Annotated in this window: 16 protein-coding genes; all 16 read left to right on the top strand. The window is 55.3% G+C overall.

Annotation, left to right across the window (positions count from 1 at the left end):
- The first annotated feature begins 71 nt into the window (after positions 1–71).
- The 16 genes from tssH to tssE all read left to right on the top strand — a co-directional run bounded on the left by tssH (position 72) and on the right by tssE (position 21,208).
- Positions 72–2,723, top strand: a complete 2,652-nt coding sequence (gene tssH / locus K7B04_RS22590) for a type VI secretion system ATPase TssH (protein WP_223803077.1) — start codon at positions 72–74, stop codon at positions 2,721–2,723.
- Positions 2,720–5,098: a type VI secretion system Vgr family protein gene (gene vgrG / locus K7B04_RS22585; protein ID WP_223803076.1), complete on the top strand. Its 2,379-nt coding sequence runs from the start codon at positions 2,720–2,722 to the stop codon at positions 5,096–5,098. Before tssH ends, vgrG begins: the two co-directional genes overlap by 4 nt.
- Before the next feature lie 3 nt (positions 5,099–5,101).
- Entirely contained in the window at positions 5,102–5,872 is a 771-nt protein-coding gene (locus tag K7B04_RS22580) for a DUF4123 domain-containing protein (protein WP_223803075.1), read from the top strand.
- Between the two features lie 52 nt (positions 5,873–5,924).
- Entirely contained in the window at positions 5,925–6,458 is a 534-nt protein-coding gene (locus K7B04_RS22575) for a DUF3304 domain-containing protein (protein WP_223803074.1), read from the top strand.
- A 176-nt stretch (positions 6,459–6,634) separates the two neighbouring features.
- A complete protein-coding gene (locus K7B04_RS22570; RefSeq protein WP_223803073.1) occupies positions 6,635–7,168 on the top strand; it encodes a DUF3304 domain-containing protein in 534 nt (177 codons plus the stop codon).
- Between the two features lie 176 nt (positions 7,169–7,344).
- Positions 7,345–7,878 (top strand): DUF3304 domain-containing protein, encoded by a 534-nt coding sequence (locus K7B04_RS22565; RefSeq protein WP_223803072.1) that lies wholly within the window; start codon positions 7,345–7,347, stop codon positions 7,876–7,878.
- A 176-nt stretch (positions 7,879–8,054) separates the two neighbouring features.
- On the top strand, positions 8,055–8,588 hold the full coding sequence (locus K7B04_RS22560) for a DUF3304 domain-containing protein (protein WP_223803071.1): 534 nt from the start codon (positions 8,055–8,057) through the stop codon (positions 8,586–8,588).
- Complete coding sequence (locus tag K7B04_RS22555; RefSeq protein WP_223803070.1) at positions 8,576–11,014, top strand: DUF2235 domain-containing protein; 2,439 nt, start codon at positions 8,576–8,578, stop codon at positions 11,012–11,014. The genes K7B04_RS22560 and K7B04_RS22555 overlap by 13 nt, the downstream gene beginning before the upstream one ends.
- A 14-nt stretch (positions 11,015–11,028) precedes the next feature.
- The gene (locus K7B04_RS22550; protein ID WP_167575313.1) at positions 11,029–11,286 is read left to right on the top strand and encodes a PAAR domain-containing protein; all 258 of its coding nucleotides are present in this window, start codon (positions 11,029–11,031) and stop codon (positions 11,284–11,286) included.
- On the top strand, positions 11,283–12,419 hold the full coding sequence (locus K7B04_RS22545) for a hypothetical protein (protein ID WP_223803069.1): 1,137 nt from the start codon (positions 11,283–11,285) through the stop codon (positions 12,417–12,419). Before K7B04_RS22550 ends, K7B04_RS22545 begins: the two co-directional genes overlap by 4 nt.
- A complete protein-coding gene (locus tag K7B04_RS22540; RefSeq protein WP_223803068.1) occupies positions 12,406–15,813 on the top strand; it encodes an ImcF-related family protein in 3,408 nt (1,135 codons plus the stop codon). The genes K7B04_RS22545 and K7B04_RS22540 overlap by 14 nt, the downstream gene beginning before the upstream one ends.
- On the top strand, positions 15,813–17,405 hold the full coding sequence (gene tssA / locus K7B04_RS22535; RefSeq protein WP_223803067.1) for a type VI secretion system protein TssA: 1,593 nt from the start codon (positions 15,813–15,815) through the stop codon (positions 17,403–17,405). Before K7B04_RS22540 ends, tssA begins: the two co-directional genes overlap by 1 nt.
- A gap of 21 nt (positions 17,406–17,426) precedes the next feature.
- Positions 17,427–19,181: a type VI secretion system baseplate subunit TssF gene (gene tssF, locus K7B04_RS22530; protein ID WP_223803066.1), complete on the top strand. Its 1,755-nt coding sequence runs from the start codon at positions 17,427–17,429 to the stop codon at positions 19,179–19,181.
- The gene (gene tssG, locus K7B04_RS22525) at positions 19,145–20,230 is read left to right on the top strand and encodes a type VI secretion system baseplate subunit TssG (RefSeq protein WP_223803065.1); all 1,086 of its coding nucleotides are present in this window, start codon (positions 19,145–19,147) and stop codon (positions 20,228–20,230) included. Before tssF ends, tssG begins: the two co-directional genes overlap by 37 nt.
- Positions 20,208–20,753 carry a type VI secretion system lipoprotein TssJ gene (gene tssJ, locus K7B04_RS22520; RefSeq protein WP_167575319.1) on the top strand — a complete coding sequence of 182 codons (546 nt, stop codon included), beginning with the start codon at positions 20,208–20,210 and terminating at the stop codon, positions 20,751–20,753. The genes tssG and tssJ overlap by 23 nt, the downstream gene beginning before the upstream one ends.
- Positions 20,753–21,208 (top strand): type VI secretion system baseplate subunit TssE, encoded by a 456-nt coding sequence (gene tssE / locus K7B04_RS22515; RefSeq protein ID WP_223803064.1) that lies wholly within the window; start codon positions 20,753–20,755, stop codon positions 21,206–21,208. Before tssJ ends, tssE begins: the two co-directional genes overlap by 1 nt.
- Position 21,209 lies beyond the last annotated feature (1 nt).

The following is a 21,209-nucleotide window of genomic DNA, read 5'->3' as shown; positions in this document are numbered from 1 at the left end:
GCTTTGGGTGCCTTATTAAAAGGGAAAGCGAAGGGCGGTAGCGTGCCCGGGAATCATCAAGAGAGAGAAAAATGGAAAACTCAGCCGTCCTGTTACGTCGCCTCAATCCTTACTGCGCCCGCGCGCTGGAAGGGGCCGCTTCCTTGTGTCAGACCCGCGCGCATGCTGAAATCCTGCCGGAGCACTGGCTGCTGAAACTGCTGGAGCAGGGCGAAGGTGACATCACTGTGCTGGCTCGCCGCTACGAGTGGGACATGGACGACATGTGGCAGGCGCTGCTGGGCTGGCTGGACGCGCTGCCGCGCTCGGTGCGCCAACGTCCGCAGCTCTCCGACGCACTTAACGCGCTCTTAAAACAGGCGTGGATGGCCGCTTCTTTGCAGGGCGAGGAACAAATCCGCAGTCTGCATCTGCTGATGGCGTTAATTGAAAGCCCGAAACTTGTTCACTGCGATGATTTATGGCCGCTGCTGACGCTGGGTCAGAGCCAGCTTGAGCGCCTGCGCCCGCTGCTGGACGCCCAGTCTGAAGAACGACCGCAAGCACAGCTCGAAGCCGAACTGGCGCACCCCGCGGGCGACGTAGAATTTGTTGGTCGCCCGGTTGGGGTAAACCCTCCGGAGGGCGAGCTGAACCCGGCGCTGCAAAACGCGTTGGATAAATTCACGCTCGACGTCACCGCCAAAGCCAAAGAGGGCAAAATCGACCCCGTATTTGGGCGCGATACGGAGATCCGCCAGATGGTGGATATTCTCTCCCGTCGCCGCAAGAACAATCCGATTCTGGTTGGCGAACCGGGCGTCGGCAAAACTGCGCTGGTGGAAGGACTCGCGCTACGTATTGCCGAAGGCAACGTGCCGGAGTCCCTCAAACCTGTGATTTTGCGTACGCTCGACCTCGGCCTGCTGCAGGCGGGCGCGGGGGTGAAGGGCGAATTCGAACAGCGCCTGAAAAACGTGATTGATGCGGTGCAGCAGTCTCCGGTACCCATCTTGCTGTTTATCGATGAAGCGCACACCATTATTGGCGCTGGCAACCAGGCCGGCGGCGCGGATGCCGCTAACCTGCTGAAACCTGCGCTGGCGCGCGGCGAACTGCGCACTATCGCCGCCACAACCTGGAGCGAGTACAAGCAGTACTTCGAGCGCGACGCCGCTCTGGAGCGCCGCTTCCAGATGGTGAAAGTGGACGAGCCGGATGATGATACCGCCTGCCTGATGCTCCGCGGTTTGAAATCACGCTATGCCGAACACCACAATGTGCATATTACCGACGACGCGGTTCGCGCCGCCGTCACGCTCTCCCGCCGCTACCTGACTGGCCGCCAGTTGCCGGATAAAGCCGTTGACCTGCTCGATACTGCCGCGGCCCGCGTACGCATGAGCCTGGACACGGTGCCGGAGCAGCTAACCCGCATCCGGGCGCAAATCACCGCCCTTGAAATCGAGAAACAGGCGCTGCTGGAAGATATTGCCGTTGGCAATCAATACCATGGAGAACGCCTGCCGGTGATTGAGCGCGAAGAAAACACGCTTGTTGCGGCGCTTGAAGCCCTGGAAAGTCAGTACGACCTTGAGCTTCAACTGACTGAGCAACTGCTTGAAAGCCGCCGGGATATCTCGCGCCAGAGCGAAACGCATCGCCTTCAGCAAGCGCTCAACGATATGCAGCACAGTGACCCGCTGCTGTCGGTGGATGTGGACATCCGCACCGTCGCCAATGTGATTGCCGACTGGACCGGCGTGCCGCTCTCCTCGCTGATGAAGGATGAACAGAGCGAACTGCTGAGCCTGGAAAAGGAAATCGGCAAGCGCGTGGTCGGGCAGGATGTCGCGCTGACCGCTATCGCCCAGCGGCTGCGCGCCGCTAAGACCGGCCTGACTTCGGAGAACGGTCCGCAGGGCGTATTCCTGCTGGTTGGCCCAAGCGGCGTCGGTAAAACGGAAACCGCGCTGGCGCTGGCCGATGTGATGTACGGCGGCGAGAAGTCGCTAATTACCATCAATCTGTCTGAATACCAGGAGCCGCACACCGTATCCCAACTGAAAGGATCGCCTCCCGGCTATGTGGGTTACGGTCAGGGCGGCATCCTCACCGAAGCCGTACGTAAGCGCCCCTACAGCGTGGTGCTGCTCGACGAAGTGGAAAAAGCGCATCGCGATGTGATGAACCTGTTTTATCAGGTGTTTGACCGCGGCTTTATGCGCGACGGTGAAGGGCGTGAAATCGACTTCCGTAACACGGTGATTCTGATGACCTCGAACCTCGGCAGCGACCCGCTGATGCAACTGCTGGCGGAAAGCCCGGAAGCCAGCGAAGGCGAACTGCACGAATTGCTGCGGCCAATTCTGCGTGACCACTTCCAGCCTGCGCTGCTGGCCCGCTTCCAGACGATAATTTATCGCCCGCTGGCGGAAACGGCGATGCGTACCATTGTCGAGATGAAACTGGGGCAGGTAAGCCAGCGTCTGCACCGTCATTATGGGCTGACGACGCATATCGACAGCACGCTGTTTGATGCCTTGACCGCCGCCTGCCTGCTGCCGGATACCGGCGCGCGTAACGTTGACAGCCTGCTTAACCAGCAGATCCTGCCGGTGCTGAGCCAGCAGTTGCTGGCGCATATGGCCGCCAAACAAAAACCGCAGTCGCTGACCCTGAGCTGGAGTGAAGAAGAGGGGATTGCGCTGGAATTTGCACAGCCTGAAGGAGGCCGCGTATGAGCATGAGCCTGCCGATATTGTTCAGCCACAACCACCACCTGCTGGTGGTTAAAGGCTGTGAGTCCGCCCTCGACGTGCTGGCGTTTGAAGGTGACGAAGCCCTAAGCGCGCCGTTTCGCTACCGTATCGAGTTCACCAGCCCCGACCATGCCATCAGCAAAGAGACGATGCTGATGAAAGCCGCGTCGCTGACGCTGCAGGCCCCGGTCGACCAGGGTTTTGGCATTAAAATTCAGCAGCCGGTGCGGGTGATTCAGGGAGTGGTTACCGGTTTCGAACGTCTTCGCACCTCGAAGGATGAAACCCACTACGCCCTGACGTTGCAGCCGCGTCTGGCGCTGCTCGACCGCTCGCACCAGAATGCGATTTACCAGGATATGTCGGTCCCGCAAATCGTCGAGAAAATTCTCCGCGAGCGTCACAACATGCGCGGACAGGATTTCCTGTTTTCGCTAACCAAAGAGTACCCGCGCCGTGAGCAGGTGATGCAGTACGGCGAGGACGATCTGCACTTTATCACCCGCCTGCTGGGCGAGGTGGGCGTCTGGTTTCGTTTCACCACCGACACGCGCCTGAACATTGACGTGGTGGCGTTTTATGACGGTCAGCAGGGCTATGAGAAGGGGCTGACGCTGCCGTCGATTCCACCGTCAGGGCAGCATTCGCAGGGTGTGGACGCGGTGTGGGGGATGGAGTGCCATCACCAGGTCGTACAAAAGCAGGTCAGCACCCGCGATTATAATTACCGTCAGGCCACGGAAAACATGAACACGCGAGTGGATGCCACCCGCGGCGACGATACCACTTACGGCGACGCCTATCACTACGCGGACAACTATCTGACGCCGGGCAGCGCCTATGACCGCAACCCAGCGCCGGAGTCCGGGGCGTTTTATGCCCGCATCCGCCATGAGCGCTATCTGAACGGCCAGACTCAGGCTCAGGCGCTCACCAGTTGCCCGACGCTCTCGCCGGGACAGGTGCTGAAAGTGACCGGCGGCTATGAAGTGGCGGAGGTGTTTACAGCTGGAGTGGTGGTGACGTCGATGCACTGCCATGCCCGTCGCGATACAGACTTTGGTGTGTTGTTTAATGGCATCCCGGACAGCGCCGATTTCAGCTTCCGCCCGCAGCCCGGCGCCCGCCCGGTGATGGCCGGCACGCTCCCGGCTCGCGTCACCAGCACCACGGAAAACGACACCTACGGGCATATCGATAAAGACGGCCGCTACCGCGTCAACATGCTGTTTGACCGGGACAACTGGGAAACCGGCTTTGAGAGCCTGTGGGTACGCCAGTCGCGCCCGTACGCCGGCGACACCTACGGCTTGCACCTGCCGCTGCTGGCGGGCACCGAAGTGGCGATTGGTTTTGAGGACGGCAACCCGGACAGACCGTATATCTCCGGAGTCCTGCACGACTCGGCGCACGGCGACCACGTCACCATCCGCAACTATAAACGTAACGTGCTGCGCACCCCGGCGAACAACAAAATCCGCCTCGATGACGAGCGCGGGAAAGAGCATATCAAGGTCAGCACGGAGTACGGTGGGAAGAGTCAGCTCAATCTCGGGCACCTGGTTAACAGTGAGAAGCAGAAGCGGGGCGAGGGGTTCGAGCTTCGCACGGATAGCTGGGGGGCGATACGGGCGCAGAAGGGGATTTTTATCAGTGCTGACGGGCAGAGCGCGGCGCAGGGGCAGGTGCTGGAGATGGCTTCGGCTATCAGCCTCCTGAAAGGTGCGGTGAATCAGGTCGCCGGATGGGGAAGCGTGACACAGACGCACCACAATGTCTCCCCGACAGTTGATCCTCTCAGCAAACTTGCGAGTGGAGCCAGCGAACTCAAAGACCCAACGCTGCTGATGTCGGCACCAAACGGCGTTGCCAGCGTCACCCCGGAAGCCGCGTTATTGCACAGTGGAAAAGGGCTTTATCTCCAGAGTCTGGGGGAAGTCAATATCAGTGCAGGACAGCGATACTCGGTCAATGCGGAGCAGGCGATATCCTTTTTGTCTCGTCAGGAAGGGATACGTTTGGTGTCAGGGAAAGGGCCTCTGGATGTGGAGTCGCACGGCGACGTACTTTCCGTGACGGCGCTAAAGGATGTTACCGTGCAGTCAACACAGGGGCATCTGCAGTTAACGGCAAAAAATGGCATCACGCTTGCCTGCGGAGGCGCATATATCCAGCTCACGCCAGCGGGTGAGGTGAAGGTGCACGGACCAGGTCTGCTCAGCCTGAAGGGGCAGCATAAATGGGAGGGGCCAGCGAGCCAGGATTATCCGCTGCCTGAATTACCTTCGTCAGTGTGTAAAGAGTGTTTGAAAAAAGCGCAGGAACTCGCGCAGGGTTTTGTGCCAAGGGAGGCATAATTGATGGAGAACAGCACAACCGACTGGCTAAACAAGCTTCAGCAGACATACGCCGAAATTGAAATGAACCACCTGGATTTTATTATCGATCAGTGTGGCATCGATTTTTCAGTTATTCCGGTGCTGCAGGAGTTTTCTTCTCATCTAAAATGGCAGTCTCTCTACAAGGGGCTACCGGAGGACGCTTTATCAGAAGACGCTCCTCTTCTGGTACGAATGACGCTCAACGATCCACAACAAAACCAGTGGCTTAGTGAGTTAGCTCAGAAAGTCCAGAAAACAGCGCCATTGATGGTGATCTGTTCACAGTGGCCCTTTTCGGCGTTAGCGGAATGGTTAACGGACTGCGTTGATGCTACCCACGAAGGACGTGCCGGTTTATTTCGATACTTTGATGCCCGCATTTTCCCTTTTCTGTTCTCCGACATTCTGACGCAAGAGCAGCAGGTTCAACTGCAACGACCTGCGTTGTTCTGGAGTTGGCTCGATCTTGACGGGAAGCCCGCTCTGTTGATGGGCAACGGTTCACTGCCAGGGAAAAGTGAAAAATGCCAAAAAGTCACATTCAGCGATAGCCAGTTTGAGCGGCTGATGTGCCTCTGCGATGTAAAGCTATTACTGCGCTATCAAAACATCCCGGAAGCCTGGTTCGAGTCCCTCGAAGAACGGTTTTCCGCCTGTTTCAGGGCCATGGTCGCTGCGACGGACAAAAGAATCCTACTGGATAAAGAGCGCGAAGCATGGGTTATCAAAACACTGGAATCGCGCCAGTAGAGCGGTTCCTGTTATCGGCAAATGTGGAAGGCCAACCAAAGGGATAATCAGGATGAAGATAATAACCTGCAGCGTATTACTGGGTATTTTTTTACTGGCCGGGTGTAGCCAGCCAAAGGCGGAAGCCCGGGCGCAAAGCGGTGGGGCAGGGACGATAGAAGCCATTAACCATACCAAATGGGCGATTAACCATTTCAGCGTTAACGGGCAGTCGGGTATTGATGCGATTGGACCCTTTGATGGCGGTGGTGGTGGGTGTTGTTATGGTGTACCTGCAGTCTGGAGACCGGGCATGACAGTCAGAGTTGACTGGGAAAGCGGTGAAGCGTCTACAGAGGGATTCCCGGGATTTGCTGATTATGAGAAATATAAAGCTTGGGAAAAGAAAATGAGTGCGAATAACAGACTGCATAGCAAAACCGTGCCGCTACCCGATTATACCGGACAGGAGACCTGCGGTATCACGGTGCATTTTCTGCCCTGCGATGATGTGAAAGTAACAACCAGCTGTTTTACCTACGGTAGCCCGTCTTATCCGATTAAGCTTCCTCTGGAAATGAAGGAGCCGAAAGTCTGTCCGAAGTAATCAGCGATTTGGTGTGGTATCCGCCTGAATTGTGTGAACCGGTTATTTGACGCGACAGGCAGTCATCGGGATCACGATTTATCACAATGACGAAGATGATTTAATTATGCCAGCCAGCGGCACCGTTAAATCATTTTATCGGTAAATGTGGAAGGTCAACCAAAAGGAAAATCAGGATGAAGATAATAACCTGCAGCGTATTACTGGGTATTTTTTTACTGGCTGGGTGTAGCCAGCCAAAGGCGGAAGCCCGGGCGCTAAGCGGTGGAGCAGGGACGATAGAAGCCATTAACCATACCAAATGGGCGATTAACCATTTCAGCGTTAACGGGCAGTCGGGTATTGATGCGATTGGACCTTTTGATGGCGGTGGTGGTGGGTGTTGTTATGGTGTACCTGCAGTCTGGAAACCCGGAATGACAGTTCGTGTAGATTGGCAGACTGGTGTTGGAACTTCAGAAGGTTTTCCTGGATTCGCTGATCGTGAAAAGTATAAAGCTTGGGAAAGGCAAATTACGGCGCAGAATCGTGAGCATAGTAAAACAGTACCACTACCCGATTATACCGGACAGGAGACCTGCGGTATCACGGTGCATTTTCTGCCCTGTGATGATGTGAAAGTAACAACCAGCTGTTTTACCTACGGTAGCCCGTCTTATCCGATTAAGCTTCCTCTGGAAATGAAGGAGCCGAAAGTCTGTCCGAAGTAATCAGCGATTGGGGCTGGTATCCGCCTGAATTGTGTGAACCGGTTATTTGACGCGACAGGCAGTCATCGGGATCACGATTTATCACAATGACGAAGATGATTTAATCATGCCAGCCAGAGGCATCGTGAAATCATTTTATCGGTAAATGTGGAAGGTCAACCAAAAGGATAATCAGGATGAAGATAATAACCTGCAGCGTATTACTGGGTATTTTTTTACTGGCCGGGTGTAGCCAGCCAAAGGCGGAAGCTCGGGCGCAAAGCGGTGGAGCAGGGACAATAGAAGCCATTAACCATACCAAATGGGCGATTAACCATTTCAGCGTTAACGGGCAGTCGGGTATTGATGCGATTGGACCTTTTGACGGCGGTGGTGGTGGGTGTTGTTATGGTGTACCTGCAGTCTGGAAACCCGGAATGACGGTACGTATTGATTGGGAAACAGGAAAGGCTGGCACAGATGGTTTTCCCGGGTATGAGCATTGGGAAGAATACTTAAAATGGCAAAAAAAGATGGATGCTTTTAAACGGCAGCACACCAAAACAGTGCTTTTACCCGATTATACCGGACAGGAGACCTGCGGTATCACGGTACATTTTCTGCCCTGCGATGATGTGAAAGTAACAACCAGCTGTTTTACCTACGGTAGCCCGTCTTACCCGATTAAGCTTCCTCTGGAAATGAAGGAGCCGAAAGTATGTCCGAAGTAATCAGCGATTGGGTGTGGTATCCGCCTGAATTGTGTGAACCGGTTATTTGACGCGACAGGCAGTCATCGGGATCACGATTTATCACAATGACGAAGATGATTTAATCATGCCAGCCAGCGGCACCGTTAAATCATTTTATCGGTAAATGTGGAAGGTCAACCAAAAGGATAATCAGGATGAAGATAATAACCTGCAGTGTATTACTGGGTATTTTTTTATTGACCGGGTGTAGCCAGCCAAAGGCGGAAGCCCGGGCGCAAAGCGGTGGGACTGGAACAATTAAGGCGATTAACCACACCAAATGGGCGATTAACCATTTCAGTGTTAACGGGCAGTCGGGTATCGATATTATCGGGCCTTTTGACGGCGGTGGTGGTGGGTGTTGCTATGGTGTGCCAGCAGTCTGGAAACCTGGAATGACGGTGCGTATTGATTGGGAGAGTGGTGTCGGAAACTCAGATGATTTTCCTGGATATGCGGATCAAAAGAAATTTTTGGAATGGGCAAAAAAAATAAAGGCTCAGAATCGTCAACACAGTAAAACAGTGCCACTACCAGATTATACTGGACAGGAAACCTGCGGTATTACGGTGCATTTTCTGCCCTGTGATGACGTGAGGGTAACAACCAGTTGCTGGTCCCCCGAACATGCTAATTATCCGATTAAGCTTCCTCTGGAAATGAAGGAGCCGAAAGTATGTCCGAAGTAATCAGCGATCTGGTGTGGTACCCGCCTGAATTTCCAGTCCAAGGGCGTTTGCCGTCGCAGGCGGCAATGGTGGGGAATAACTGCGGGCAGCAGGAGAGTCTTGAACGTAGTTATCGCAATACGCTGTGTCTGGTTGAAAACAAAAGGGTAGAAATGCCATGCTGTAAGACTGTACATATTAGTCTTTTTTTTGACGGTACCGGCAATAACTTGAATAACGATCTTTATCTTTCTGACCCCAAACATCCTACCAATATCGCTCGTCTGTTTCGTGCCACTATTGGTAGCGGTTATGCTGGTGGTATTGGCGATTCATCTGCTCTTTTTGACAGCAATGACGCTATTTCAGGACGATATTTCAAATATTATATTCCGGGTGTTGGCACCCCTTTTCCTGAAATTAACGACCTTGATTATACTAGCTGGGGGTTGGCTACGGCGGCGAAGGGAGAAGAGAGGATTAACTGGGGACTCCTGCGCATTCTTGAGGCACTAAAGTTTACCTTGAGTCAGAGGTGGATGAACAATGCGGAAAGTCGTGAGGCACTGGATCAGATGGCGACTTCGTGGGCCTCATTGGGTTTAACCGGTAGCCATAATCGATACGAAACATTTCAGAATCTGCTGAAAGATTTGTCGGCAGACCTGCAAAAAGCCCTGACGCCTACCGAACCAGGAAAGCCGAAGCTGCTGGGGATCAAGCTCTATATTTACGGCTTTTCGCGTGGGGCAGCGGCGGCGCGGGCCTTTGTTAACTGGCTCTGCGAGCTGCTGCCAAAACCTGAAGAGGGAAAGGAGAAGCCTGAGCAGTGTCTGGCAGTGGGGGCAGTAAAAGTGCCGATAAGCGTTGAGTTTTTGGGGCTGTTGGATACCGTGGCGTCCGTGGGGGTGGCGCATGTCGCGCCGGTGGCAGAAGGACATATGTCCTGGGCCGATGGTACTCAGGCGTTGCCTGATGAGAAAACTTACGGTGGATTAATTAAGCATTGTGTGCATCTGGTTTCTTCTCATGAGCAGCGGCTCTGTTTTCCGTTGGATTCTATTCGTCGCGCTAACGGGAAATATCCGGCAAACAGTAAGGAGGTGGTTTATCCTGGGATGCATTCGGATATTGGCGGTGGGTATCCACCAGGTGATCAGGGTAAAGCAAATGATAATTTAGATCGTTTTCTTTTATCTCAAATTTCTTTGCATGAGATTTTTGCTGCAGCGTTTCAAGCTGGAGCTCCACTCAAAGTCCCAAAATATTCATTACCTGAGGATTTAAAAAAAGATAGCTGGCGACAAATATCTCCAGACATACAGCTTGAATTTGCCATATCACCAGATCTTGTCAACCGCTTCAACGCCTGGCGAGAATTAACACTAAACCTCCCCCCTTCCACAGAAAAAATAACTGACGAACAGGCAGCAGAATATAACCCGCCCAGGGCAACCGTTAGTCTCGAAAAAGCTTTTGAAAATCAGATAGCCTGGATTACCGCGTGGCGAGTCGATCGCTATGCCAAAGGCACAATGCTGGTTACGCCATTTTACCAGCGAGCGACGGATAAAGATGGGCTGCCAGGGGCGCTGGAAATTTCACGCACAAAACGGGATCTGGAGCAAGGCGCAGTTCAGGCTCGGCGCAAGGAAAAAATTGCCAACCAGCCAGCGGAAAAGATGGATGAGCTCGTACTGGAGCCCGGCGTCAAGGATTTTGACCCGGATATTGCAAAGACGCAGCTGCAGCAGGCTGCGAAAGAGTTTGGCGAAGACTATCGGCAGCAGCTTCGTAGCCCAACCAGTTTTGGTCAACTGGTGCTAGCGGCAATCCCCCGCAATAGTATTTTCATGCTTAATATCGATGACGGGCCACGAGAGTATGCGCTGATAAAATCGTCCGCCGAGACGAAAGTCGCGACACTGTTTCCGCCTCTCGGCGAAGCCTCGAATGCGGATACGCCAGCTGGATTGGTCAGAGCGCTGTTTGACGATCAGGTACATGACTCCCGCGCGTGGTTTATGCATTACGCGCTGGGAACGCGCGAGCCTTGGGGCAGCTATTTCCTCTACCGGATGATCTACTTCGGCAAAAATTGCAATAAATCACTCTCTCCATTGACCATTGCCGGGGATGTTGTCGGCGCTGCCACGCTGGTGGGAGGCGTAATCTTCAGCTTCAAACAGAAAGGGACGGCTGCAAAACTGGCTGGTCTCGCGGGTACCGCGGGGCTGTTGTCGCTGGAATCTCAGGCGGTGGATTACCTGACTGGCATGACTATTCCGATGCTGGATAACGCTGATTCGCTAAAAGCATTCACAACCGAGCCCGGTACCGTGACGGCGCAACAGACTGAAAGCATCAATGAGAAACGGCTGACGTTGGCGAAATCGGTTATTCAGTCCGGGTGGCTTGAGCAAGCTCAATCGCTGGTAACAACCTGAGCAGGAGGCATTGAATGAAACAGGTGATTCGTGAGGGCGATAGTCTTCGGGAATATGGCGGTAAGGTGCTGGGTGGGCACTATCTTTGCTTTGGTAAGGGCATTGCCTGTAAAGGCGATGCGGTGAAATGCAACAAACACGGTATGACGGTCATCAGCGAAGGCAGTTCGCTTTCTGAAGTCGATGGACAACCGGTGGCGCTGCACGGGCATCGGTGTGCCTGTGGATGCACGCTGGTAAGTTCGTTCCCTGATTGCGGGATCGCGCAGTGAGGCCGGCTCCAGCCTATCCGCCATACCGAACCCCTCGTATCCCCGATAGTAAACGCTGGTTGTCAGCGTGCGCGTTGCTGGTACTGCTTTGTGGAGGAGGGATGGCGCTCTTGCCCTCTGCGGAGCAGGGGGCCAGTAGAATAATGGGAGGGATCCTTGGGGCCATGGCCCTGACGGGCGGTTTGTGGCTTATACGTCAGCTTTATTTTCGTTTATCTGTTCACAATGCCCAGCTTTATGAACAGTTGATTGAGCAGCAGCAACAAATCTGGTGGAAACAGCATCAGCACGCGTTTGCTCTCAGTGAATGGGCGTTACTGGGGCCAGCGGGTGCCGATATTTCACAGTGGGTGCGTTTACTTAAGCGAGAACATCGGCTTCCGGAGGTGAAAAACGAGGCGAACGGAAAGGCGCTGCGTATTTCCCGGACGCTGGTTGACCCGGCAGATAAACGCGAGGCTCAACTGGCAAAAATGTTGGTATTGCAATGGCAAGCGCAAAGAGCAGATAACGTATTGCCCCCGATTGTTCGCTGTTACTGGCAGGGCTCCTTTTCGGCCTGGCGGGTATTTCGCTCACAAATGGGGGTGACATTTCCCGATGCCGTACTGCCGGATGAAGCTAATGTCTGGCGAGGTGAAGAGACTCTTTCGGCCCTCGCCAGCGCCTCCCGTACATTATCGTCTGATGAGGCCATTTTGGTTGCAGGCTGTCATTCGGCGTTAGCCTCATTTAACGCTGTATTGCCCGCTGGGGAATCTGCCGCGCTATGGTTGGTAAGCCAGAAAGGACCAGTCAGCCTAACACGTGGGGAGTTTTACGACAGCGCCGGAGATGAAGCATTAACGGCGGTCTGTGAACGGGCACAGCAGCAAAGCGAGCTTGAAGACCCCCCCGATTATTGCCTGTTGTTCTCCCAGCCGGAATTGCCAGCACTGGCGCAATGTGGCTGGAATGTGACCCACCATATACAGGATCTCAACTGGGGCAATCCCGGTGATATGGAGATGCTGACGGTGCTTACACTGGCCGCTATTTGCGCAAGCCATCATCAAGAACCCTGCGGCTGGATAGCCAAAGACTTACAACACACTCTCGCACTTGGGATCGTTAAACCATATGGTCAAGGATAATAAACCCGCTGAATTTTCTGTATTCCCTACAGCGTTGTTGTTTATTGCCACCGTGACGCTGCTTGTTTTATCTGGCGGTCTATTTTGGTGGTACTGGAGAGAGGATCTTACCTCTGACTGGAATGTTATTCGTCAGATTCTCATGGTCAGTTTCATTCTTTGGACATTAATTCTCAGCCTGCTCGTGCTAGGGCTCATTGCTTTTCGCCTGGCGATTCGCGATAAGGTGATGCGAGAATCCGCTCCTGCTGACATAAAAAAGAAAAAAACAACGGACCTGTCATTTTGCAGTGAAATAAGCGGATATTTGCGTCGCCGTTATGGCTGGCGCTGGCCTCGCAAAATCCGCCTCCTGCTCATCACCGGCGATGAAACCGCCATCGAAGAACTGGTTCCTGGTCTGCAGTCCCTGCAGTGGCTTGAAGGAAACCGTACGGTACTTATCTATGGCGGCAGTCTGCACACCGAGCCTGATACAGCAATGTTTACCGCGCTACGCAAGCTTCGCCGGGGCCGCCCGTTGGATGGCATCGTTCGTGTGATCCCGGCTTCCGCGAGTCTGACTCCGCAGATTAGCGACAGCGATCTACGCGGGCTTGAGAAAATCAGTGAGCTTTTGCGTTATTCCGCTCCGGTTTGGCTGTGGCAACTTTGCGACAGCAACTGCTCGCAGGCGCAACGCATTGAGCAGGCGGTGGGGGCCTGTTTCCCTCCACGGGCGGGCGACGACGAGATAACTCGCCAGCTTGAAGCTTTGCTAAAGCCACTGCGAGAGCAGGGCGTGGGGCAGATGGTGGAAAATAACCGCCACGATTTTCTGCTGCGTTTGGGCCAGCATTTGCAGGCGGGGGGGATTGGTCGTTGGGTTCAGCAATTACACCCGTGGCTGCATTACGCACAACAGCGCGTTGTGCTGCGCGGGCTGATGTTCAGTTTGCCGTCATCGGCGGGGCAAACTGCGTCGGGTACTGAGTCGTTTATTCCGGAATCGCAGCGTCATTCCCTGACCTCGCCGGAGAGCTGGCAGGGTGTTGTCAGCGACAGCGCTCGCCTGCGCGGCCGTCGTGTGGGTATGCCGTGGGAGCAGACGCTCGCATGGTCATTGATGGCGGTTGTGGGGCTGTGGGGCGCGGGGCTGCTGCTCTCTTTCGCGCTGAACTATAGCCAGATCGTCTCGGTTGCGGATAAAGCTCGCACGTTGGTTGATCATCCTTCCGTATCGGATTATCAACTGACAGCATTGCACGAACTGCGTAACGACGCCGGGCGTTTACAGCATCATATTGCGCAGGGCGCGCCGTGGTATCAGCGCTTTGGGCTTGATCATAATCAGCCGCTGTTAAATGCCATGCTGCCGTGGTACGGCGTGGCAAACAACCGCCTGATTCGCGACCCGGCCAACGTCGCGCTCACGGAAAAGTTAACGGCGCTGGTCAACTCGGCGCCGGGCAGCGATCGCCGCGCACATCTGGCAAAACCCGGTTATGACCAGCTGAAAGCCTGGCTGATGATGGCGCGCCCGGATAAAGCCGACGGCGGCTTTTATGCGCAGACGATGAAAACTGTGCAGCCAAAGCGGATGGCAATCTCAACCGGCCTGTGGCAGAGCCTGTCACCGGATCTGTGGGCCTTCTACATCTCCGAACTGCCAAAGCAGCCGCAGTGGCAGATCACGCCTGATGCGGCTCTCGTCAGCGAAAGCCGTCAGGTGCTATTACAGCAAATAGGCCATCGCAACGCAGAAAGTACGCTGTATCAAAATATGCTGGCCTCCGTACGGCGTAATTTTGCCGATGTCTCGCTTGAGGATATGACCAGCGGTACCGATGCCAGCCGTCTGTTTACCACGCATGAAGTGGTACCGGGGATGTTCACCCGTCAGGCGTGGGAAGGGGGGATACAGCAAGCGATTGATAAAGCGGCCAGTTCGCGCCGTGACGAGATTGACTGGGTGCTCAGTGATAGCCGCGGGACCGTCTCTGCCGATCTGTCGCCGGAAGCGCTAAAAGCGCGTCTGACCCAGCGTTACTTCACCGATTTTGCCGGCAGCTGGCTTAATTTTCTCAATAGCCTGCGCTGGAATACGGCGAGCAGCATTGCGGACGTAACCGATCAGTTGACGCTGATGAGCGATGTGCGTCAGTCGCCGCTGATTGCACTGATGAATACCCTGGCCTGGCAGGGACAGACGGGGTTGCAGGGCGAGAAGCTTTCAGACTCGCTCATTCGCTCGGCAAAAGATCTGATCGGCAGCAAAGATAAACCCGTTATCGATCAAACTGCCGCCGGGCCTGAAGGGCCGCTGGAAGGCACATTCGGGCCTCTGTTAGCGCTGATGGGCAAAAATAACGCCAGCAATGTGATGTCCGCCGACAGTTCGCTTAGCCTGCAAACCTACCTGACCCGCATCACGCGCGTTCGGCTCCGCCTGCAACAAATCGCCAGTGCGTCCGACCCACAGGAGATGATGCAAACCCTCGCCCAAACGGTGTTTCAGGGGAAAAGCGTTGACCTGACCGACACCCAGCAATACGGCAGCCTGGTCGCCGCAAGCCTGGGCGAAGAGTGGAGCGGATTCGGCAACACGCTGTTTGTACAACCGCTGACTCAAGCGTGGGAAACGGTGCTGCAACCGTCAGCCGCCAGCCTTAACGATCGCTGGAGTCGCTCCGTGGTGGCTAACTGGCGCACGGCTTTCAATGGCCGCTTCCCGTTCGCGGCGAGCAAAAGCGATGCCTCATTGCCGATGCTGGCCGAGTTTATCCGTCAGGACAGTGGCCGCATCGATCGCTTCCTGACCACACAGCTTAACGGCGTACTGCACAAAGAAGGCAACCAATGGGTGCCTGATAACGCACATAGCCAGGGGCTGAACTTTAACCCTGATTTCCTGCGCGCGGTGAACCAGCTCAGCCAGCTTGCCGATATTTTGTTTACCGACGGCAGCCAGGGGATCAGTTTTGAGCTACAGGCTCGCCCCGCTCCACAGGTGGTGGAAACGCAGCTCACCATTGACGGGCAGCCGCTTCGCTATTTCAACCAGATGGCGGAATGGCACGCTTTTCGCTGGCCGGGGGATACGTATAAGCCCGGCGCGATGCTGACCTGGACTTCAACCAATGCAGGCACCCGTCTGTTTGGTGATTACAGCGGAACCTGGGGCTTTATTCGCTGGCTCGAGCAGAGTAAACGTCAGCAGTTGGACAGCAGCCAATGGATGATGAGTTTTACGGCGCCGGATGGCCGCACGCTGCAGTGGGTATTACGCTCGCAGTTGGGTAAAGGTCCGTTGGCGCTGTTGGATCTGCGAGGCTTCACGCTGCCAGACAGAATATTTAGCGTGGATGCCTCTGCCATCGCAGCGGCACAAACTGATGGAGCGGGAGTGGAATAATGGCGACATTACAAAGCGTGCTTCAGGCAAGCGGTGCGGATGAGAGCGCTTTACTGAGCAGCGCGCGCCTACGTAGCGCCGACTGGGAACGCTGGTTGATACCGATTAGCGACGCCCAGCCCACCGGCGAAGACCCGGGGTATGACGATGACTTCCAGCGTATTCGTGAAGAGGTGAACAAACTTTCCGGCATTGATACTGCCCTGATTTGCGAGCTGGCGGAAAAGTTACTGACTGACACCTGTAAAGATCTGCGTGTCATCACTTTCTATATCTGGGCGCGTCTGCATCAGGACGGTGAGTCAGGCCTGGCGCAGGGAATTGAGCTTTTAGCCGCCATGCTGGCGCGTTTTGGCACGGGTTTGCATCCGCATCGTGAGCGGAGCCGGACCATCGCGCTTGAATGGCTCGCCAGCAGCCGGATGACTGATAGCCTGTCGTTATACCCGGAAGTGGATACCGCCGTTATGCAGCGTATCGTCGGCGGTCTGCTGCTGGCGGAGCAGGCGCTTCGGTCGTTTGGCGATACGGCGCAACCCAATCTCGGCGGGCTGTATCAGGCGTTGGACAATCGCCTGGTGCAAAATGGTGGGGCGAACAGCCTGGTTCCGCAAACCAGCAGGGAGGAGGGGGCGTCGACGGTATCCGCGCCATCGGCCCCGGTCATGAGTGCCATCACCTCGGGGCGCGATCTGCTCGACCAGGCCAAAGTGCTGGCGAAATACCTTCGCGACCAGCCAGACGGCTGGCTTGCCGGGCACCATCTGATGAAAAGCGTTCGCTGGGATACGCTGACGTCGCTGCCGCCGCTGGATGCCAGTGGTCGCACCCGTCTGGCGCCGCCAAAGCCGGACAACAAAGCGCATCTCAAACGCTTATATCTGCAAAAGAGCTGGTCAGAGTTACTGGAACATACTGATGTTCTGTTTGCGCAGGGGGTGAATCACCTGTGGCTGGACGTGCAGTGGTACGCCTGGCAGGCGCTGATAAAACTGGATAACGACAACGTGCGGGCCGATATTCTTTGCCGCGATCTCAAAGGCCTGCTCTCCCGTTTGCCGGGGCTGGATGCGCTGGCGTTCAGCGACGGCACGCCGTTTGGTGATGAAGTGACGCTGAACTGGATCAACGACAGCGTGCACGATGATATCGCCGAGTGGAAAGAGGGGCCGGTGACTACCGCCACGTCAGGCAATGATGACGTGTTGATGCTGGAGCCGGAAGTGTTAGCTAAAGCCGATGCCGACGGCATTGAAGCGGCGCTCAACTGGCTACAAATCCAACCGGGGTATACCTCTTCTCGTGACCAATGGCTAATGCGCTTACTGATGGCAAGGGTGAGCGAACAGTACGGTAAGAGTGAATTAGCGCTGCATTTGCTCGGAGAACTGGATGATCGCGCTCGCACGCTGACCCTTGAAAAATGGACGCCGGAGCTGCTCTTCGAGGTTAAAGCCCGCCGCTTAAAGCTGCTGCGTAATAAGGCTGGCCGCAACGAGGCCGATAAAGCCCGCTTGCTGCCTGAAATGGACACGCTGCTTTCCGGCCTGATTGAGTTGGATCCCGCCCGCGCCGCCGTGCTGTGTAGTTGATAACCTGACGAAAAAATCATTATGGATGACTTAACCCTGCGTTACTACGACGCCGAAATGCGCTACCTGCTGGAAGCTGGCGAAGAGTTTGCCCGCGCTCACCCCGAGCAGGCGGCCATGCTCAATCTTGATAAAGCGGGCGCGCGCGACCCTTATGTTGAGCGCCTGTTTGAAGGTTTTGCCTTTTTGATGGGCCGTCTTCGAGAGAAGCTTGATGACGATCTGCCAGAGCTGACCGAAGGGCTGGTCAGCCTGTTATGGCCGCATTACCTGCGCACCATTCCTTCGATGTCGGTAGTGGAATTCACGCCCGACTGGCGCGAGATGAAAGAGCCGATGCACATCGTCAAAGGCTTCGAGGTGCTTTCCCGGCCAATCGGCGAGAAAGGCACACGCTGTCGCTATACCACCACCCAGGAGAGGCAGCTTCAGCCTCTTTCCCTTGAGCAGGCTCGGCTGACTACCGATGCCGAGGGCCGTTCGGTGGTCACGCTACGCTTTCATTGTAGCGACCTGGCGGACTGGAGCCGTATCGACCTTCGCCGCCTTCCGCTCTATTTTAATGCCGATGCGCCGCTGGCCTGCGCGATGCACGAAGCGTTCACCATGAACGTCGCGCGGATGTGGCTGCGAATGCCCGGCGAGGTCGACGCCAGGCCGCTGGACGCGCATTTTGCCGCGCTGGGATTCGGGGATGACGACATTCTCTGGCCGAAGGGCAACAGCAGCTTTAGTGGCTATCAGCTGCTGCTGGAATATTTCACCTTCCGCGAGAAATTTATGTTTGCCGGTCTGCGTGGGATGGAGAGCGTCACATTTCCCGCCGCGCTCCCCTGGTTTGAAATCGACGTGGTGCTGAGCGAACGCTGGGAGCATGACTTTAGCTTTACCGAAAAGCATCTGCGCCTGAACTGTGTTCCGGTGATTAACCTGTTTCCGCTGGAGTCCGACCCGCTGACGTTAAATGGTCTCCAGACCGAATATATGCTGCGCCCGATGCGCGTGCAGGATGGCCATACCGAGATCTACGGGGTGGATTCGGTGATGTCATCGAGCCAACACCGCTATGTGCCGTTTTCAAGTTTTCGCCATAAAGGGGGAATGATGCGTCATGAAGCCCCGGAATATTACTATCACACCCGCGTGCGCCGTGGCCCATCCGGGCTGCATAACACCTGGCTTATCCTTGGCGGAGAGGCGTTTGATAACCACACGGTACCGGAAGATGAAAGCCTGTCGCTGACGCTCACCGGCACCAACGGTCAGTTGCCTCGCCGGGCGCTGCAAAGCACCGTGCTTGATACGGTGATGAAAACCACTTCGGCCAGCATCGCCGTACGCAACCTGTGCGCCCCAACGCTACCTTGTTATCCCCCGGCCCAGGACCGTTTTCACTGGCGCGTGTTGAGCCATCTTGGCAGCGGTTTTTTGTCGATGATGGACAACGCGGACGTACTGCGCGGCACGCTGGCGTTGTATGAGTGGACCGACAGCGAAATGAATCGCCGTCGTCTGGAGGCCATCATCGATGTTAAGCACAGTGAAACCGAGCGTTTTGAGCAGGGCTATCTGGTGCGCGGCGTTCAGATAGAAGTCACTCTCGATAGCCATGGTTTTGCCGGGCGAGGAGACATCTGTCTGTTCGGCGAGATGCTCAGCCGCTTCTTTGCGCTCTATACCGACATCTACCTGTTTAACCGCCTGATTATTATTCTGCAACCGACCGGAGAGCGTCTGGAATGGGAAGAGAAGCACAACCGCCGCATTCCCGGCTAAACCCACGGCTGGAAGCCGACCTGTATCGCATCAACTTTTACCGTTTCTGTCAGCTACTGGAAAAACGTCAGCCGGGAAAACCCTTACTGGGTTCGACCAGCCATCCCGCCGACGACCCGGTGCGTTTTGCGCCGCATTCAGGCATGGGCTTTCCGGCCAGTGAACTGAAGGCGATTGAATATGACGAGAACGATGACAGCAGGCCGCCAGTGGTGCGCACCACTTTCATGGGGCTGTACGGTGTCGATTCGCCGCTTCCTACCGCCTACCTTGATGACATCACCCAGCGGCGGGAAGGGCACGAAGCGTTGCAGGGATTTCTCGATATTTTCAGCCACCGTATCCTGACGCAGTTTTACCGTATCTGGCGCAAATATTCCTACCCGGCCACGTTTGAACCAGGGGGGACCGACAGCATCTCGCAGTCGCTGCTGGGGCTGGTCGGGCTGGGGATCCCCGGAACGGCAAAGCAGATTGCCACGCCGGTATCACGCTTTCTGGCACTGCTGGGCGTGCTGCGCCAACCGGGTAAAACCCAGGAAGGGATACAGGCGCTGGTCAGCCTGTTGGCTCCGGATACTTGTGTCAAAGTCAGCCCATACTGCCTGCGTCCCGTGGCGGTCAGCCAGCCTTTAGGGTTTTACGATGATGAGGATTTTGTGCTGGATGGCAATACGCCGCTGGGTGATGAAGCGATGGATGCCAGCAGCCAGCTTCTGATCGCACTGGCAACCGACAATCAACAGGAAACCCAGGGCTGGAAACCCGACGGCCTGCTGTATCAGGATTTTCTCATCATGCTGAGGGTATATCTGGGCTGGCGCTTTAAAGCCAAAATCACGCTAACGACCCAGACTCGTCTGCTGACCGCGCCACCGTTGGGCGAGGGGCCTTTCTGGCTGGGGATGAATGGCGTACTGGGCGCTGATGAAGAACCTTTGTCAGACGATATTCCAAATGCGTTTACCACTGAACTGGGCTATTACACCGGCCTTCAGCCGGCAACACCACAACAAGGAAACCGACGTGTTACGTACAAGTTTGACTAAATCTACACGCTGGCTGTTACCCGTGCTGGCAATCATCCTCTCCGGCTGCGGCCTGACCCAGAGCGTCAGCGATGGCACCAAATCGGCCTTTAGCGCGGTGTTTTATAAAAAGATAAAAGTGCTGCATCTGGATTTCACCGCGCGTGAAGCCCTGAATATTGATGCGCGCGAGAATAATTCGTTGTCTGAATCGGTGGTGGTGCGAATTTATCAGCTTAAAGATATCAAGACCTTTGAGCGGAGTGTCTATCAGCAGCTGTTAAATGACGGCGAAACGACGCTGGGCGCGGATTTACTGGCCACTCGAGATGTGGTGGTGAAACCCGGCGGCGATGCGCTGCTGAATATGCCGATGGAAGAAGAAGCAAAATATGTGGCGGTGGTGGGGTTGTTCCGCCATCCGGATATGCACACAAACAGCTGGAAGCTGACAATTGACCGTGAAGCGCTCGACCCGGACAAGGCGCGGGTGATTGAAGCCGGCAATAACCAACTGATGTTATTGCCGCTTAAGGATAAATAATGCCTCAGCCCCATAAATCGCCCTCGCTGTATGAGATGCTCTCCGGTCATTTCGCCGGGGGGCTTGAGCTTCATCGGGTTAGCGAGGAAAACCAGGTCATTTTGTCCGTGCTCGATAACATGCAGCGTATTCTCAACTGTCGAGCCGGTACGCTGGCGCACCTGCCTGACTATGGCCTACCAGACATGACTAAAATCCTCCAGGGAATGCCCGGCACCGCGCATGAACTGATGGGCACGCTGTCTGCCGTCCTGCTCAAGTATGAGCCACGGCTAAAAAAAATCACCGTTGTCCTGTTGGAACAGAATGTCCCCGGAGAACTGCGTTATGCGATTGATGCTGAATTAAAAGGGGTGGGTCTGGTGCGCTATGGCACCGAATTTATGCCTGAAGGGCGGGTGCTGATCAGACATTTTAAACAGCAGCAGTATCTCGATGACACAAACAGAATCTGAG

The sequence above is a fragment of the Kluyvera sp. CRP genome (genome assembly GCF_019930565.1).
GTDB classification, from domain to species: Bacteria; Pseudomonadota; Gammaproteobacteria; order Enterobacterales; family Enterobacteriaceae; genus Kluyvera; species Kluyvera georgiana_A.
The sequence above is the reverse complement of the archived record's forward strand: the minus strand, read 5'-3'. Positions and strand labels throughout refer to the sequence as shown.